Annotated in this window: 15 protein-coding genes; 7 read left to right on the forward strand and 8 right to left on the reverse strand. The window is 61.6% G+C overall.

Features of this window, described 5'->3' with window-relative positions:
• Positions 1 to 419 precede the first annotated feature (419 nt).
• The 4 genes from H537_RS52715 to H537_RS0112545 form a co-directional block, all read right to left on the reverse strand.
• Positions 420 to 4,820, reverse strand: a complete 4,401-nt coding sequence (locus tag H537_RS52715) for an NB-ARC domain-containing protein (protein WP_156901652.1) — start codon at positions 4,818 to 4,820, stop codon at positions 420 to 422.
• 328 nt (positions 4,821 to 5,148) lie between these two features.
• On the reverse strand, positions 5,149 to 6,411 hold the full coding sequence (locus tag H537_RS49135; RefSeq protein WP_051242470.1) for a PxKF domain-containing protein: 1,263 nt from the start codon (positions 6,409 to 6,411) through the stop codon (positions 5,149 to 5,151).
• The gene (locus tag H537_RS52720) at positions 6,395 to 6,556 is read right to left on the reverse strand and encodes a hypothetical protein (RefSeq protein WP_156901653.1); all 162 of its coding nucleotides are present in this window, start codon (positions 6,554 to 6,556) and stop codon (positions 6,395 to 6,397) included. Before H537_RS52720 ends, H537_RS49135 begins: the two co-directional genes overlap by 17 nt.
• Before the next feature lie 189 nt (positions 6,557 to 6,745).
• A complete protein-coding gene (locus tag H537_RS0112545) occupies positions 6,746 to 7,675 on the reverse strand; it encodes a LysR family transcriptional regulator (RefSeq protein ID WP_028998200.1) in 930 nt (309 codons plus the stop codon).
• A 104-nt stretch (positions 7,676 to 7,779) separates the two neighbouring features.
• Between H537_RS0112545 and H537_RS0112550 the strand changes: the two genes are divergently transcribed.
• Both H537_RS0112550 and H537_RS0112555 read left to right on the forward strand, forming a co-directional pair.
• Complete coding sequence (locus H537_RS0112550) at positions 7,780 to 8,547, forward strand: SDR family oxidoreductase (RefSeq protein ID WP_028998201.1); 768 nt, start codon at positions 7,780 to 7,782, stop codon at positions 8,545 to 8,547.
• Between the two features lie 58 nt (positions 8,548 to 8,605).
• A complete protein-coding gene (locus H537_RS0112555; RefSeq protein WP_211235004.1) occupies positions 8,606 to 9,496 on the forward strand; it encodes an alpha/beta fold hydrolase in 891 nt (296 codons plus the stop codon).
• Between the two features lie 65 nt (positions 9,497 to 9,561).
• Here H537_RS0112555 and H537_RS52725 read toward each other — a convergent pair whose 3' ends face one another.
• Entirely contained in the window at positions 9,562 to 9,768 is a 207-nt protein-coding gene (locus tag H537_RS52725) for a hypothetical protein (RefSeq protein ID WP_156901654.1), read from the reverse strand.
• A 651-nt stretch (positions 9,769 to 10,419) separates the two neighbouring features.
• On the opposite strand from H537_RS52725, the gene infA reads away from it, so the two are divergent.
• The 5 genes from infA (at position 10,420) to H537_RS0112585 (ending at position 12,483) form a co-directional block, all read left to right on the forward strand.
• A complete protein-coding gene (gene infA / locus H537_RS0112565; protein ID WP_028998203.1) occupies positions 10,420 to 10,680 on the forward strand; it encodes a translation initiation factor IF-1 in 261 nt (86 codons plus the stop codon).
• 122 nt (positions 10,681 to 10,802) lie between these two features.
• A complete protein-coding gene (cspE, locus tag H537_RS0112570; protein ID WP_028998204.1) occupies positions 10,803 to 11,012 on the forward strand; it encodes a transcription antiterminator/RNA stability regulator CspE in 210 nt (69 codons plus the stop codon).
• 48 nt (positions 11,013 to 11,060) lie between these two features.
• A complete protein-coding gene (gene cspE / locus H537_RS0112575; RefSeq protein ID WP_028998205.1) occupies positions 11,061 to 11,270 on the forward strand; it encodes a transcription antiterminator/RNA stability regulator CspE in 210 nt (69 codons plus the stop codon).
• Between the two features lie 136 nt (positions 11,271 to 11,406).
• Positions 11,407 to 11,616, forward strand: coding sequence for a transcription antiterminator/RNA stability regulator CspE (gene cspE / locus H537_RS0112580; RefSeq protein ID WP_028998206.1), 210 nt, complete (start codon positions 11,407 to 11,409; stop codon positions 11,614 to 11,616).
• Between the two features lie 99 nt (positions 11,617 to 11,715).
• Positions 11,716 to 12,483 (forward strand): S1 family peptidase, encoded by a 768-nt coding sequence (locus H537_RS0112585; RefSeq protein ID WP_028998207.1) that lies wholly within the window; start codon positions 11,716 to 11,718, stop codon positions 12,481 to 12,483.
• Between the two features lie 356 nt (positions 12,484 to 12,839).
• Here the strand turns inward: H537_RS0112585 and H537_RS0112590 are convergent, their stop codons facing one another.
• The 3 genes from H537_RS0112590 to H537_RS0112600 form a co-directional block, all read right to left on the reverse strand.
• Entirely contained in the window at positions 12,840 to 13,580 is a 741-nt protein-coding gene (locus H537_RS0112590; protein ID WP_156901655.1) for a hypothetical protein, read from the reverse strand.
• Between the two features lie 180 nt (positions 13,581 to 13,760).
• On the reverse strand, positions 13,761 to 14,957 hold the full coding sequence (locus H537_RS0112595) for a sensor histidine kinase (protein ID WP_051242472.1): 1,197 nt from the start codon (positions 14,955 to 14,957) through the stop codon (positions 13,761 to 13,763).
• Between the two features lie 2 nt (positions 14,958 to 14,959).
• Positions 14,960 to 15,763 carry an alpha/beta fold hydrolase gene (locus H537_RS0112600; protein ID WP_028998210.1) on the reverse strand — a complete coding sequence of 268 codons (804 nt, stop codon included), beginning with the start codon at positions 15,761 to 15,763 and terminating at the stop codon, positions 14,960 to 14,962.
• Between the last annotated feature and the right edge of the window lie 51 nt (positions 15,764 to 15,814).

Consider the following 15,814-nt stretch of genomic DNA (forward strand, 5'->3'; position numbering starts at 1 on the left):
CCAGCCTGCACTACAGGCCGGATATAAGACTGCAGCCCTGCCTCCTGCTTCATCACTCGACAACGTTACTTGCGATCCGGGGGTCGCCCATATAACCTTCCTTAGCCTGATGGCATCGGAACACTGGACTCAACATTGGCTGCGAATTGGGCACGGATGCCCCAAGTGATGCCGCTCTAGGACTTGCTGCACAGTTTAGAAGTTGAGCGCCATGCGCGCACCAGCGCATTTATCTTCGTATTCCATTCGCCGATATTCAACGGGCGTTACGTCAAATAGCCTGCGTGTCGTAACGCTTGTGGTGGACGATCCTCTCAGTTCCGGTAGTAATGTCTACTACCTTGCGCATGCTGATGCCAGTTCGAGTGGGACGTCAATTCGGTTACTCCAGATCGATCGACTGCACATGCAAATATTTTTTAGATAATATTTAACTCAAGAACTTGGACGCCTCCGATAGCGTCACCGACAAAAATTTTCGTTTCGTCGTTTGAGACAACTGCAGCAGTGACAGTGGCATCAGAGGAGTAAATCGCTATTGGTTGATAGGACTCCAAGTCCCAAAGCCGTATTGTCCTATCCTCGGACCATGAAACTGCAAAGCGCCCCTTATTTATAAGGCGCACACCATAAATTTTTCCATTATGGCCACAAAGCGTTTGTGGCTCTGCATTGGGTCGATCAAGCTCCCAGAGTTGCAATTTGCCATCTTGAGACCAAGATATTAGCCCTTTTCCTTTTTGCAGGATTCTTGCGCCGTAAACGGAGGACGTATGTCCTGTAAGCACCAAAGAGTTGTGGGTTGAATCCTGTAGACTCCATAAGCGCAGCGTGCTGTCTTCTGACCATGACAATACTTTATGGCCACCAGTCCCATCGGGCAACAGCATTGCGCCGTTGATCGATCCTTTATGCCCTTCCAATATCTGAAGTTCAGTGCCGCCTAGCTCTATATTCCATAACCGTAATGTGCCATCAGCTGACCATGACAACATCCTTTTGTCGCAGGAGAACAATAGCGCGCCATTTACCGTGCTTTCATGCCCTCGAAGCACTTTCGGCTGTGTAATATGGGTGAAATCCCATATCCTTAAAGTAGAGTCTTCAGACCAGGATACTGCGCCTTGGCTTCCAGGTAGCATCAGGGCTCCATATACCGATTCGCTGTGCCCCTCCAAGACGCATGGTGCGGCATTGGGGTTCAACAAATCCCATAAGCGAAGTGTCCGGTCTTCAGACCAAGAAAGTACCTTACTCCTATCGGGTAGCACTACTGCACCAACGACTGCATTTTCATGCCCCGTAAAAACCACTGATTTAGCGTCTGGTAACGTCAAGTCCCATAATCTCAATGTTCCGTCCCATGAACATGACAATGCCTTATTAAGGTCATTCAAGACTTCTACATCTTCAATGCCACTATTGTGGCCAGCCATAATTCTTGGCTCAGCATTGGGTTGATCCAAATCCCATAGGCAAAGTGTTTGGTCTATCGACCAAGAAATCACGTGTTGACTGCCTTTGACAGTAGCAACGCCTTGAACTTGGCCATTATATCTAGCCAACGTGGGTAATTCATAGAGAGGTTGCTCCAAGTCCCATACTCTTATCATTGTGTCCACTGACCAAGAAATGGCTCGCTGCTCGCCGGGAAGTAATAACATGCCGCCAACTTCGTTCTCATGCGCGTGCAACACGCGCGACTCAACTTCCGGATGCTGTAAATCCCACAGTCGAAGTGTTCCATCCATTGATCGTGACAATGCTCGTCGTTCATTCGACAGCAATAGGACACCGTAAATCGGCCCACTGTGCCCAGAAAACACTCGCGGATCGGCATCTGGTTTTGCAATATCCCATAACCGAAGCGTGCCATCTGCGGACCATGACAATATCTGTTCACCACCACCCAAAGCTAGCGCACCGTTGACCGTCCCTTGGTGCCCTTCGAAAACTAGAGATGCAGCTTCTTTCTCATCGAGTTGCCATAAACGTAATGTGCGATCTAGCGACCATGACAATGCTTGACTTCCACCAGGCATTATCAGAGCGCCGCACACACTACCTTTGTGTCCTTGGAAAACTCTCTCTTCGACCTTCAACTGCTGCGTGTCCCACAGACGCAATGTGCCATCACGTGAGCACGACAGAATGCGGTGACCATCTGGTAGTAACAGCACGTCATCAATGCTCCCTTCATGACCAGACATTACTATAGGTTCAGCGTTGGGCTGTGTTAGGTCCCATAAGCGTAGCGTACGATCCCAAGACCAAGATACTGCATAATGGCCATCTGATAACAATAGTGCGCCATCGACTTGACTTTTATGCCCTTCCAATGAACAGCAAGGAAAACCCGGCCGGTCTAGGTCCCATAATCGCAATGTAAAGTCTCGTGACCACGATAGAACTTGTTTTTTGTTTGGCAACAACAGTGCGCCTGCAACACTTCCCTTATGTCCTCGCAACACCTGGGGTTCGGACTTAGCTTCAGTAAGACGCCATAGCCGTAATGTGCGGTCTTGAGACCAAGATATCAGTCCTTTTTCGTTATCAATCAAGAGGGCGCCATGGACACCATCCAGATGTCCAGACAGAACTCTTGATTCAGATCCCGGCTGTTCCAAGTCGTATATTCGCAGGAAGCTGTCCCATGACCATGACAGGACCTGCTTTCCGTCGGACAATATTAATATGCCGTTTACTTCTTGTGTGTGTCCAGTGCAAACTTGAAGCAGCGCGGAGGGTGACTCAAGTGTAGAACGACAAGGGATCCATGCGTCATGTTGTCTAATATATTTATGGGCCACATTACTTAATGCGCTGATAGCTGCTTCCGCATGCCTTCCTAAGCGACCAAAAAGCTGTTGCGCTAGAGTTTCTGGATATTGTGCAATCACGTGCCCTGATGCTGCAATTGCGCGGCCCACGAGTTTAGTTTCAGGCCTAGCAGCATAACGCTCGTAATCTCTTTGCATCGCACCGATATCGGCAACACACTGGGCGTTTTTTTGCCGCATTTCGGACGCTAAGCGTGCCGAAATCCATTCAAAACTAAGTAAAACCTCGTAAAGCTCTTCACTGCGGTTGGCGGCCACTAAATGCATCGCTAAGTGACGCCATATATAAATTTCGTCTAACGGTAGCTGGGCCCACCCCTGTCCTTTCAGCGGCAAATTAAATGCATGCCTATATGCATCCAGCACCTGCGCGTGAAGCACTGACAGGTCATCACAGCGTAAGCGTAAGAAATCCCGCTGCAGGTCGTGCAACGTGATGCTTCTATTCGGCGCGTCACCTGCCAGGGAGAGGAGTGCTTTGCGCTCCAACCGAGCCAGCAGTTTCTCGGTGGCTGCTGCATTCAAACCACCGGTGTACTGCCACAGACGCGCCACCACCGGCTCGGCAATGGCTTCCTCCTCGGGGAACGCTGCGAGATCCAAGTAGCGCTCCTGCTCAGTGTCCGAAAGATGGTCAAAGCTGCGGCCCAGACTTACGTAGACGCTGGCGTACGGATGGTCTAGGAAATCGATCTGCCCTCGGCGCAACTGCTCAACCAGCGTGCACCAACTCACGCCGTCGGCCACCTGGGCTCCCGCCAATGCCAAGGCCAGCGGCAGACCACGGATGAGTTCGACCACCTGGCTGGCCGGCTTGGGCAGTTGCCCTACCGGGCAGCCACTCCAGCGCGCGAGCAACTCCTGCGCGGGTGCCAGCAAAAGGCGGTGCAGCGGATGAAGGCGAGCACCGACCTGGGTCAGGATCGATGCGTCGCGGGTGGTCACTAGGACACGACCTTGCGGACCTACCACATCGAACGGCTCGAAGTGCCGGGCGTCCCAGATGTCGTCCACCACGATCAGTACCCGGCGCTGCTCCAGAGCATCACGCAGTTGCTGTCGAGCCTTGGAAATCCCGGTTGCGGGCGCAACCGCGGACGTGAAGTGACGCAGCAGCTGGTTCTGCAGCGCCAGCACATCGGGCTGCTGGCCCAGGGCCAGCCAAGCGATGCCATCCGGGAAGGCAAGGCCAACCTCAGAGTCATGGCACAGCGCCTGGGCCATAACGCTTTTGCCCATGCCCCCCATGCCATGCAGGCCGAGCCCGGGCGCGGCACTCAACCCGTGAGTAATGTCCTGTCCATGGAGCAGCTGAGTACGAATGGCGTGCAGTTCGTCATCGCGCGCAACGAAATGCCGTGGCAGTGCAGGCACCTCGAACAGCCGGCGTTGCTGAGGGGCGTTGCCAAGCTGGGCCTGTACTGGCACGACCGGCACGCCTTGCCGGCCCGCTGGCGGGAGCACTGGTGGTGTTGCAGTAGTGGTCCCGGCTGCGCCGTAGGCCTTCTTCACGGCAACGGCTACTTCAACCAGCGTGCGCTCACGCCGCGTCTTGCTCAGCTCGTTCAGCGATATATGCAAGTCATGGGGAAATTGAAACCCCGCCAGCCCGTGCTCGAGCAGCAATTCCGGGTCGACGGGACCGATGAGCATGCACACCAATGTGATCCGACCAGCATGTGCATCGGCAATCAGGCGCGGCAACTCCTGCTGGCAGATGTACTCCGACGCAAAAAAGGAGTGGTTGACCAGCAGCACCGCTACACGGGTGCGCTCGATGGCGGCCAGGATACGGCTGTGCCACTGCTCACCTATCCGAATGTCGTGGTCCGACCAACCAACCAGAGATGCAGTGAGCCGGTAAGGCTCCAATGCACCTCGCACCAGCGACAGCCAGCGCTTTCCCTCAGCGTCGTGGCGATAGCTGAAGAAGACCAGATCGCGCTCGGGCGACCCGGATGAAGCATTCACAGCGGACATGGATGCTGGCCCGAACGCTAAACAACGCGTGGCGTGATAGGTGCTACGGTCTCATAGCTATTGGTATATGCCAAGGCCAAGAAGTCATCCGGGCAGGTTTCAGCAGATCTTAGCCAAAGCAACTTAACGCAGATAATCATTCATAATCTTTTATAAGAAAATGCCGTGACAAATGCTGCCTGCTGTCGGATCAGCTCACGCGTCTAACAGAGGCAAGCACTTGAAGCGCTTTGCCTCGCCCTGTTCGCCGGGCCGACGTGACTCTCAGTTGCCCCGGCGACGAGATCGGCCCGCTGGTCCTTGTCGCGGTTCGGGCTGAGCCCGAGACCTACCTGAACTGGAAAAGCGCAGTGCGCTCGATGCCATCGGCGAAGCGCAGGACCAGCCTGCGGCACTGGCCGCTCCAATTGGAGGCGGTCTTCCAGAAGTAGGTGTAGAGGTCGGCGGCAGGGTCGTACCTCAGGCTGTTGTCGTCAACGTCCACGGCGTGCTCGATCTCGTCCGTCTTGGCGTCAGCACGGCACGGAACTGTCCTTGAGCGCGGGTAGTTGCCAGCGAAGATGTCCGAGCCCTGATTGCCTCCCAAGCTAAACCGCACGGGCACCGCCGCACCCGCCTCAAGCGTGTTGACAACTGGCGGTGCGTTCACCGGACCGCGCAAGCCACCGAATTCATAGCTGCTCTTGAGTGCCACCGTGAAGTGAGCCCCGGCAGCGACGCGCATCGCGTTGTGCAGTCCGACGGGAACGCTTGCCTGGCCTGTCTCATTCCAACCCCACGCGACTACCGTGCCGTCGCGCTTGAGCGCCACCGTGTGAAGGGTTCCGATGCTGATGGCTCGCACGTTGTTCAGCCCCGCGGGCACGGACGTCTGGCCTTGGCTGTTGTCGCCCCACGCCACCACGGTGCCGTCGACCTTGAGCGCCGCCGTGTACTTGTAACCGGCAGCGATGGCCTGTACACCGCTGAGTCCGACGGGTACGGTTGTCTGGCCCTGGCTGTTGTCGCCCCAAGCCACCACCGTGCCGTCTTCCTTGAGCGCCACCGTATGCCCGTCCCCGGCAGCAATGGCTCGCACATTGTTGAGACCGGCAGGGACGTCCGTTTGGCCCAGTCCGTTCCACCCCCACGCCACCACCGTACCGTCGCGCTTGAGCGCCACCGTGTGGAAGGTTCCACAATCGACTGCCTTGACGCCGGTGAGCCCGGCAGGTACGTCGGAGGCTCCACCCCACACCACCACCGTGCCGTCGGTCTTGACCGCTGCCGTGTTGAAGAGACCGGCGGCAACCGCCTTGACGCCAGTGAGCCCGGCGGGTACGTCCGTCTGGCCCGCATGGTTGTAACCCCAAGCGACGACCGTGCCGTCGCTCCTGAGCGCCACCGTGTGGAAGCCGCCCGCAGCAATGGCAACGACGTCGCTGAGCCCCGCAGGTACGTTCAACTGGCCGTCATCATTGTTGCCCCAGCCCACCACCGTGCCGGTTACGCCAGCTTGGGCGGGGCCCGGCACGGCGGCCAGCCATGGGCCGACGAGGATCAGAACCAGGGCGCGCAGGCGCGCGCGCGCGAATTCATGCGAGGTTTTCATCGGGCGACTCCTTGCCCGTGACGGGCGTCGCCACTTTGCTCCGCTGCTGGCTCGCCATTTTGAGATCCATCAGCCGAGCAGCCGGCGGCGGCGCGCGCACCGGCCGAATCCACCCGGCCTGACCTCGCGCGCGCTGCGCGTTCAAGGGTGCTTCACATCACGCCGCATGCCGATTTTTCGAGCCCGCCGGGTGCCCATTGTTGTCCCAGGCCATGCACGACATGGTCCGCCTGGGTAGCCCTTCCCGGTGCAGTCCCTGGTCTCGGCAGTTGCAAATGCGATATCGGCAGCGGCGGCCATTGAGGCCTGTTATTCCCGATTCGACGCATGCAGATCACGGCGCCGGCAGTGAGCCAGCCGGGAGCAGCACCTCCCAGTAGGGCGGCGTGCCAAAGGCGTCCCTGAGGCACTGCACGAAAGCCCGCAGCTTGGCCGAGGCGCGCCGCCCTTCCGGATGTGCCACGTAGATGGTCTCCGCCGCGGCCTGCAAGCCCACGTCGATCACGTGCAGGGCGCCCGAGCGGATCGCATCGCCGGCGATGAAGGTGGGCAGCAACGCAATGCCCAGCCCTGCCACCGCCGCATCGCGCATGACATCGCCGTTGTTGACGCGCAAGCCCATGCCCGCACGTACAAGTTGCACACCCCGCGGACCCGTCAGGCGCCAATCCGCCACGCCGCGGTTGGCGTAGAAGATGCCGCGGTGGCGCTGCAGTTCCTCCAGCGAGCATGGCGTGCCGTGATGCTCCAGGTAGCCGGGTGCCGCCACCAGCAAGCGCCGGCTCGGTGCCAGCTCCCAGGCCACCAGGCGTGAGTCTTCCAGCGCCCCGTGGCGCACCACCGCGTCGAAACTGTCTGCAGCGGCATCCACGCGCCGGTCGTCGAGCTCCAGCGTCAGCTCCAGCTGCGGGTGCCGCTGCAGGAACGGATAGAGCGCCGGCCCGAGATGCAGGCGGCCGAAGGTGACCGGCGCCGAGACCCGCAAGGGGCCGGACAACGTGCCGCGCCGCTGGGCCATGTCGGCCGTGGCCTCCTCCACCTCGCGCACGATGCGCGCGGCCCGCTCCAGAAAGGCCATCCCGTCCTCGGTCAAGCTGAGCTTGCGCGTCGTGCGGTGCAGCAGCGGCGCGCCCAGCGTGCGCTCCACCTCGGCCAGCCGGTCGCTGACCACCGACTTCGACAGTCCCAGCCGCCGCGCCGCCGCGCTGGTGGAGCCGGACTCGGCCACCGCCACGAAGCTGGCGAGTCCATCGAGCTTCAGCATTGTTCGGACTTTCCGGAAAGCAGGTCCATCTCCCGCACTCTATTCCGAACGGTTTCGGCCGCCCACACTGCGCCGCACCCTTCAACGTGCTTCAGGAGATCACCATGGGACGCCTGTCCGGAAAAGTTGCCCTCATCACCGGCGCCAGCGCAGGCATCGGCCGCGCCACGGCCCGGCTCTTCGCCGCCGAAGGCGCACACGTCGTCGTGGGCGCCCGACGCCGGGGCGAACTCGACGACCTGGCCGCGGAGATCCGCGCCGCGGGTGGCCAGGCGGCCGTCCTGGCCGGCGACGTGCGTTCGGAGGACTACGCCCGGGCGCTGGTGGCGCAGGCGGTGGAGCGCTTCGGCCGCCTGGACATCGCGTTCAACAACGCCGGCACGCTGGGCGAAGGCGGACCGAGCACCGCAGTGTCCGAGACGGGGTGGAGCGACACCCTGGCCATCAACCTCACCGGGGCCTTCCTGGGCGCCAAGCACCAGATCGCGCAAATGCTCCGGCAAGGCGGTGGCGGCTCGGTCATCTTCACGTCCACCTTCGTGGGCCACACCTTCGCCTTCCCGGGCATGGCGGCCTACGCCGCCAGCAAGTCCGGGCTGATCGGGCTGACCCAGGCACTGGCCGCCGAGTTCGGAGCGCAAGGCGTGCGCGTCAATGCCGTCCTGCCCGGTGCGGTGGACACCGACATGTACCGGAGCAACAACAACACGCCCGAGTCGCAGGCCTTCGTGACGCAGCTGCATGCGCTCAAGCGCGTCGCCAGGCCGGAGGAGCTGGCCCGCTCGGTCCTGTACCTGGCCTCGGACGACGCCGCGTTCGTCACCGGCACGGCATCGCTGGTGGACGGCGGCGTGTCCATCACCCGCACCTGAACTGCAAGGCAAGCGCATCATGCTCAACCACCTCAGGCACGGGCTCAGCGCTGGTTTGATGGTGCTGGCGGCCGCCGCGCTGCCGGCCCTGGCGCAGCCCCGGCCCTATCCGGCCAGCTTCAAGGCCCAGCGGATCCAGGCCGCCGGGGGCGCCACGCTGCACGTGCGCGTCGGCGGCAGCGGGCCGGCCGTGGTGCTGCTCCATGGCTTTGGCGACACCGGCGACATGTGGGCACTGATGGCGGCGGCCCTGGCCAGGGACCACCGTGTCGTCGTCCCCGACCTGCGCGGCATGGGGCTGTCCTCCAGGCCCGCAGGCGGCTATGACAAGAAGACGCAGGCGGCCGACATCCGCGCCGTGCTGGACAAGCTGGGCATCGACAAGGCCCATGTCGTCGGCCACGACATCGGCACCATGGTGGCCTACGCCTACGCGGCCAGCTACCCGGACAAGACCGCCACGCTGGTGGTGATGGACGCGCTGGTCCCTGGCGTCCCGCCCTGGGAGCAGATCGTGCGGCTGCCGCTGCTGTGGCACTTCGACTTCGGCGGCAAGGACGCGCTGCGCCTGGTGCGAGGCCGTGAGCGGATCTACCTGGACCGCTTCTGGAACGACTTCGCGGGCGACCCGCGCAAGGTCGACGAAGGCACGCGCGCGCACTACGCCAGGCTCTATGCCCGACCCGGCGCCATGCGCGCCGCGTTCGTCCAGTTCCAATCGATCCGCAAGGACGCGCAGGACAATGCCGAGCTCGTGCGAACCAGGCTGACCATGCCGGTGCTGGCCATCGGCGGCGAAAAATCCTTTGGCGCCAACGAGGCGGTGGTGATGCGCAATGCCGCTTCGGACGTGACGGAACTGGTCGTGCCGGGCACCGGCCATTGGCTGATGGAAGAGGCGCCCGACGCGACGGTCAAGGCGGTGCAAGAGTTCCTGGCGTCAAGATAGGGAAGGCGGTGTTCCCGAGCCGTTGGGCTCGGCAAACACCCGCAGCCGGGGAAGCGCCTGGCCCTTCAACGGGCGCTCCGGCGCTTGAGCACCATCCCGCGCAGAAGCTGCGGAGGCAACTGGCCTGACTTAACGTCCATCAAAAAAGCCTGACACAGACAGTCACTGCCTGCCGCCGCCTCGAAAACGAGGAATGACATCCATAAAAACAGCCCATGCAGCGTTTCAAAAATCAGACGCCAGGGTGCAGAACAGGCGCTGTAGAGGCTCAACGCTAGGCTTTTCCCAAAAAGGCAGTGCTTCCGCGATGTAGTCGATGGCCCCGCCCCAAACAAGGCCAGCGAATTTTTCACGCACAGCCCGGAGCCAAAGGTGCTACATTAATTCACTGGCGCTTGTAGCAAGTGACCTTGCAAAAGGTCACTTTCGATGCGGCGCCCGGATCACGAGTTGATCTCCCTCCTGCTCCAGAGCTGCTGATTGCTTCGGCGATCTCAATGTTCTGGTTGCCCTTGGCTCGCAGCGAATACCCCTGCCAGCTTGGCGCCCGGACCGAGTTCATCCGCCGCCTGTGCGTGCACCTTGCACGCCACTTCAGTCAGACCCGGCCGGCCCCAAGTGAGGGCCGGACCGCCGAAAGCCCCTCATTAATAAATCTTTACGGGTAGGCAAGTACCTTGTCTCCCCATTGACCCGACATCTCGGGCCAAGCCGCTACGCCGCCTCCGTTTCCATTCGCAGCGGGCACGGCAGCGCCACCCACGACCGCGTCATGCGCTTCGTACCGGAATTCAACTCCGGGGAAGCTGCCCTGCAGTACGCCACCGCTCAAGGACTGGATTGGATCAGCCGTGCCGCTGACCATCAGGCCCCGGCCGGCGCTGCCCGAATTTCTCGTCCTTTACACACACCGGAGTAACTCCATGGCCAAGGAAGAACTGATCGAAATGCAGGGCGTGGTCGGCGAGGTCCTGCCGGATTCGCGTTTTCGCGTGAAGCTGGAAAATGGGCATGTGCTGGTGGCCTACGCCGCCGGCCGCATGAAGAAGCACCACATCCGCATCCTGGCGGGCGACAACGTCTCGCTGGAACTCTCGCCTTACGACCTCAGCAAGGGTCGCATCACGTTCCGGCACCTGGAACGCCGTGGACCGCCCATGTCAGCCCAACAGCGTAGGCGTTGATGCTCCAGGCTGCAGCGACACCCCACGACTTTGGCTTCCTGGCAAGGAAGCTGATTCACCGCACCAGCAAGAGCTGGGGCCTTTCCACTTTTTCCTCCCCCATCCCAACAAGGATTGACGACATGACGACCGAAACTGGCACCGTGAAATGGTTCAACGAAGGCAAGGGCTTTGGCTTCATCGCGCCTGACAACGGCGGCAAGGACCTGTTTGCCCATTTCAAGGAAATCAAGGGTAGCGGCTTCAAGACGCTCGCCGAGAACCAGCGTGTGGAATTCGAAGTCACGCAGGGCCAGAAGGGCCCGCAGGCTTCCAACATCCGCGCGCTGTAAGCCCCCACGGCCCCCTTTTATCCAACTGTTCCTGCAAGGATTGACGACATGACGACTGAAACCGGCATCGTGAAATGGTTCAACGAAACCAAAGGCTTTGGCTTCATCACGCCTGACAACGGCGGCAAGGACCTGTTTGCCCATTTCAAGGAAATCAAGGGCGGCGGCTTCAAAACCCTCACTGAGAACCAGCGTGTGGAATTCGAAGTCACGCAAGGCCAGAAGGGTCCCCAGGCTTCCAGCATTCGCGTGCTTTAACCATACTCCCCACACGGCTTACGGCGGTCATTTCCGTGGCTTCCTGAACGCATCGACTCGACCGATCGCACCGTGAAATCACTGGGGGCACTTGCGGCACCCCGTGTTTTCGAACTGTATCTACAAGGATTGACACATGACCACCGAAACCGGCACCGTGAAATGGTTTGATGAACCCAAGGGCTTTGGCTTTATCACGCCTGATAACGGTGGCAAGGACATGTTTGCCCACTTCAGCGAAATCAAGAGCGGCGGCTTCAAGACACTCGTCGAGAACCAACGCGTGGAATTCGAGATCACTGAGGGCCGGAAAGGGCCGCAGGCTTCCAATATCCGGGTGCTGTAGCCACGGCAAGCGCTCGCCCCTGAAGGGTGTTGCCTGCCCACGTCCTGAACGCCAACGCCCTGGTGGACGGAACGCCTCACCGCTCAAGGAGTGCTTGCCATGAACCACAGTCCCTTGAAACCGCCCGAATCCATCCTGCTTTCGGCGGCCCGCATCGGGACCTTCAATGGGCAACAAGCGCTGACCGGGGCCAGCGGCTTCTTCTTCGAACGCGAGAGCCGACTTTATCTGGTGACGAGCCGGCATGTGGTCATCGATGAGCCGAGCCAGCATTTTCCCGACCGTATCGAGATCGAGTTACATACCGATCCGGACAACCTCACCCGCTCTACCGGGCTGTCCATGCTGCTGTACCGCGAAGGCCAGAGCGTATGGTGCGACGGTACCGACGGTGGTGGCGAGATCGACGTCGCGGTAATCGAGATCGAGCGCGCTTCGCTGCCACAGCACTGCGTGCTGGAGGCCTTCACGCCGGCGCATCTGCCAACGGTGCACGACGAGATCGAGGTCGGCGCGGCGCTGCTGGTCGTTGGCTTTCCCCTGGGCTTCCACGACCTGTTGCACCACCTCCCGGTGGTGCGTCAAGCCGTCATTGCATCCTCCTACGGCATGCGCTTCCAGGGCAAGGGTTACTTCCTGACAGATGCGCGCACCCACCGCGGTACCAGCGGAGCGCCGGTGCTGATGCGCGATGCCAGCCCGTCCCCAGCTGCCCACGCCCTTCCATGGAAACTGCTGGGCGTGCATTCGTCGCGCATGGACATTGCCGACCGCGACCAGGGCCAGGACGAGGCACTCGGACTGAACTGCGCCTGGTACGCCGACATCCTGCTCACGCTCACCGAGCCTCGGACAAGTTCGACCTGAACACCGTGGCGTGCGCTGTTCAGCTGGCTACGCCGTGCATCTGCGGCAGCGGCTGCACGCCAGGCCGCGTATGAGAACTGAAGCTGGCACAGTCCAGAGCGTCAACGCCATCAGGGCCGTGGACGCGGACATCAGTTGGCGCTACTGCCTGCCATTTGCCCGGCAAGGCACGGCACCAGTGGCTGTGCGCCAAGCCGTTGACTTGGCATGCATTTCAGGAGCGGTTGGTGCCGCAAATGCCGGTCTGGCGGCTCGCACTGACCATCTCAGAAAGCCCGGGGCCTCATCGGGATCGTCCATCCGCGCTCAGCCCCATGCCGAGCACAGCCGGGCATCGGCCCGGCCGGCCCCCTGGCTCAGGCTTCCTGGAGAACGTCCTTGCTGACGTTGAACAGCGGCAACAGCTGACCAACCCGCACCGGCGAGCCTTGGCTGTCGAGCTCGACGTACCCGGACACGCCCAACGACTGTTCGCTGCTACTTACCGAGATCGACAGCATGGGACCAGAGGGGGCAAGCCCTTCGCTCTCACCAGCCCTGCGCACAACCATGGACTGCTGCGCCAGATACATGCTGACGATGATGACTTCAACCCCCGCGCCGGCGGCCAGCATTGCATCGGAATCGAACTTGTCCTTCGCCTCCAGAACATCGTCTTGTGGTGGCTCGATGTCGAGCAGGGGACGCTCCACGCCGCGCTCAAGCTCGTCAGCCTCGAAAGCCAGCCAGCGGCCTGGGAAATCGGAAAACCGCATGCCGGCACTGCTGTAGCTGGTGGCGAAGCGGTTGAAGATGGCAGTCAGCGACTCGGGCAACTGCAGTGGGGATGAAATTTGCATGTGCACGCACTGTGCCATCTTTTGTCCAGCCTCGTACGAAAGATCGTGAACAGCCACTTCAGCGGCGCCCCGAACCGTGAACAAGCTGCTTCGAGTCGCTTGGCCCGGGCTTGTCGCGATAGCCGAGGCCTTCACGCTTGAGCACTCCCTGTGACCAGCCGTTTTCCCAAACTCGGCTTCAATCGAATCGCACGCATGGGCACAGCTGCCTCCAACAAGCATTTCGCCCATGGAGAAGCCTTCGCGCCAGATTTCCACCCTCGGCTTATGACACTGGGACGCCCTTCGGGGTCGAAGACAAGCGCTCCTGCACTTGTGCGACCCCCAGAAGGTCAGCTGCTGACGCCGGCTCTGGATTGCGCCTCCGCGGCGCGTCGAACCGTTGCAGCTCGCGCGCTGGCTGAAGTCCGCAGCGCACCGTCACGGCCAGCACCGTCTTCAGGCAGCCGTTTCAGCCGCGCGGGGCAACAGTGCGGTGAAGGTGGTGGCGCCGTTGGCGGATGTAACCGTCACCGATCCGCGGTGCGCACGCGCGATCTCGCGAACGATGAAGAGGCCCAGGCCGACGCTGTGCGTTCCCTCCTGCGCGCTCTGGCCGCGTGTCATGGGGTCGAACAGGTGCGGCAGCAGCTCCGCGGCGATGACAGCCCCTTCGTTGCCGACGGCGATCGAGAACGTCCTGTCGTCAATGGCCGAGGTCACGACGACGGGCTTGTCCGGCGCGCCGTAGGTGATGGCGTTGGCGACCAGGTTGCCAATCATCTGGACCAGGCGGTCACTGCTGGCGACGCAGGCGCCGCGTCCACGCTGCTGGTGCACGATGCTGCGCCCCTCGAACGCCAGCCGCAGGTCCTCGACGCTTTCTGCCACCAGCGCATGAAGGTCGATCGGCTCCAGGTGGACCTGCAGCCCGTTGCCCAGCCGCGCCTGGGTGAAATCAAGCAGGTCCGCGATCAGCCGCGTGGCACGCAAGGTCGACGCGCTCAGCCTGCCCAGCGCCCGCAGCTGGTTGGACGACAGCTCGCCCATGCCGATCAGGTGGGTGCTCATGCGGATTACAGACAGCGGGTTGCGCAGGTCGTGGCTCACGATGGCCATCATCTGCTCCGCGAACAGGGCGCGGTCCTCGGCCACCGTTTTCTGCCGGTCGCGCTCCTCCTGGGCCACGGCCAGCGCCCGCTGCGCCTCCTGGTGGCGGGCAAGCAGTCCCTCAGCGCGCTTGCGCTCCAGCAGCAGCTCCTTCTCGTACTTGTGGCGGTCGTGGGCAAGGAACACGGCCAGCTCGTGCCACGTGCCAGTCGCGCTGGTGTGCCTGACGGCGTTGAAGACCATCGGCAGTGGCCGGCCGTCACGATGCAGCACGTCGAGCTTGACCTCGGCAACCGAGCCCTGCATCGCGAGCAAAGGCGTCCAGTGCGTCTGGTGAAAGATGCGCCCGCCCATGCTGAGCAGGTCCTGCACCTTGGCGCGCCCGACCAGCTCCTCGGCCTCACGGCCCACCCAGGCGCAGAAGGTGTGGTTGACGCGCAGGATGACGCCGTCGGCCAGCGTCACCAGAAGGCCGCAAGCGGCGTTCTCGTAGAGGGACTCGGCATCCGCTTGCGGTAATGCCCCGGCAGTCTCGCGCTGCTCCATCCTCAGCCCAACACCAAGCCCAGGAACTCGTTGATGGCGGTCGTGCTGGCACACGGCGCGCTCAGGTGCGGACAGTGCCCGACGTTCTCGACCACGCGCAGCGTGGCGTGCGGCAGCGCGCGGCACATGTATTCACCGACGGCCCTCGGGGCGATCAGGTCGTCACTGCACTGCAGGATGAGCGTGGGGGTCTGCAGCCGGGGCAGATCGGCGCGGTTGTCGGACAGGAACGTCACCCGCGCGAAGTGCTTGGCGATCTCGGGGTCGGTGCGGCAAAAGCTGTTCGTCAGCTCGGCGCCCAGCGCCGGCTGGTCGGGTGCGCCCATGATGGCGGGTGCCATGGTGCTGGACCAGCCGAGGTAGTTGCTCTCCAGCGTCTCCAGGAGGGAGCCAATGTCGGAGCGGGTGAAGCCGCCCACGTAGGAGCCGTCGTTGATGTAGCAAGGTGACGGCCCGATCATCACCTGTGCCGCGAAACGCCCTGGCGCCGCGAGATCCGCCAGCATGCCGATCATGGCACTCACCGAATGACCGACGAAGACGACCGGCCCGTTTGCGAACCGCTCCGCAATCTCGAGGACATCGTCCGCATGGCCTTGGAGGGTGCCGTACTTGGCGCGGTCGTAGGCCGCGAGGTCGGACAGGCCGCTGCCGACCAAGTCGAACAACACGATCCGGAAGCAGTCCTGAAACGAGGGTGTCATCAACCGCCACATGTTCTGGTCGCAGCCAAAACCATGCGAAAACATCATGGTCGCCGGTCCCCCGCCCATCACATGAACGTTGTTCCTCCGTCGCACATCCATGTCTGTCTCACGCCTTTCGCTACGCTGCCGGAATAGGCACGCCTCTGGAAG

The organism is Azohydromonas australica DSM 1124 (genome assembly GCF_000430725.1).
Taxonomy (GTDB): Bacteria; Pseudomonadota; Gammaproteobacteria; order Burkholderiales; family Burkholderiaceae_C; genus Azohydromonas; species Azohydromonas australica.

Bases quoted from the DNA above. Each gene is read 5' to 3' on its own strand.
- H537_RS52715 (WP_156901652.1), bottom strand. From the start codon at position 4,820: ATGTCCGCTGTGAATGCTTCATCCGGGTCGCCCGAGCGCGATCTGGTC.
- H537_RS49135 (WP_051242470.1), bottom strand. From the start codon at position 6,411: ATGAAAACCTCGCATGAATTCGCGCGCGCGCGCCTGCGCGCCCTGGTT.
- H537_RS0112545 (WP_028998200.1), bottom strand. From the start codon at position 7,675: ATGCTGAAGCTCGATGGACTCGCCAGCTTCGTGGCGGTGGCCGAGTCC.
- H537_RS0112550 (WP_028998201.1), top strand. From the start codon at position 7,780: ATGGGACGCCTGTCCGGAAAAGTTGCCCTCATCACCGGCGCCAGCGCA.
- H537_RS0112555 (WP_211235004.1), top strand. From the start codon at position 8,606: ATGGTGCTGGCGGCCGCCGCGCTGCCGGCCCTGGCGCAGCCCCGGCCC.
- infA (WP_028998203.1), top strand. From the start codon at position 10,420: ATGGCCAAGGAAGAACTGATCGAAATGCAGGGCGTGGTCGGCGAGGTC.
- cspE (WP_028998204.1), top strand. From the start codon at position 10,803: ATGACGACCGAAACTGGCACCGTGAAATGGTTCAACGAAGGCAAGGGC.
- cspE (WP_028998205.1), top strand. From the start codon at position 11,061: ATGACGACTGAAACCGGCATCGTGAAATGGTTCAACGAAACCAAAGGC.
- cspE (WP_028998206.1), top strand. From the start codon at position 11,407: ATGACCACCGAAACCGGCACCGTGAAATGGTTTGATGAACCCAAGGGC.
- H537_RS0112585 (WP_028998207.1), top strand. From the start codon at position 11,716: ATGAACCACAGTCCCTTGAAACCGCCCGAATCCATCCTGCTTTCGGCG.
- H537_RS0112595 (WP_051242472.1), bottom strand. From the start codon at position 14,957: ATGGAGCAGCGCGAGACTGCCGGGGCATTACCGCAAGCGGATGCCGAG.
- H537_RS0112600 (WP_028998210.1), bottom strand. From the start codon at position 15,763: ATGGATGTGCGACGGAGGAACAACGTTCATGTGATGGGCGGGGGACCG.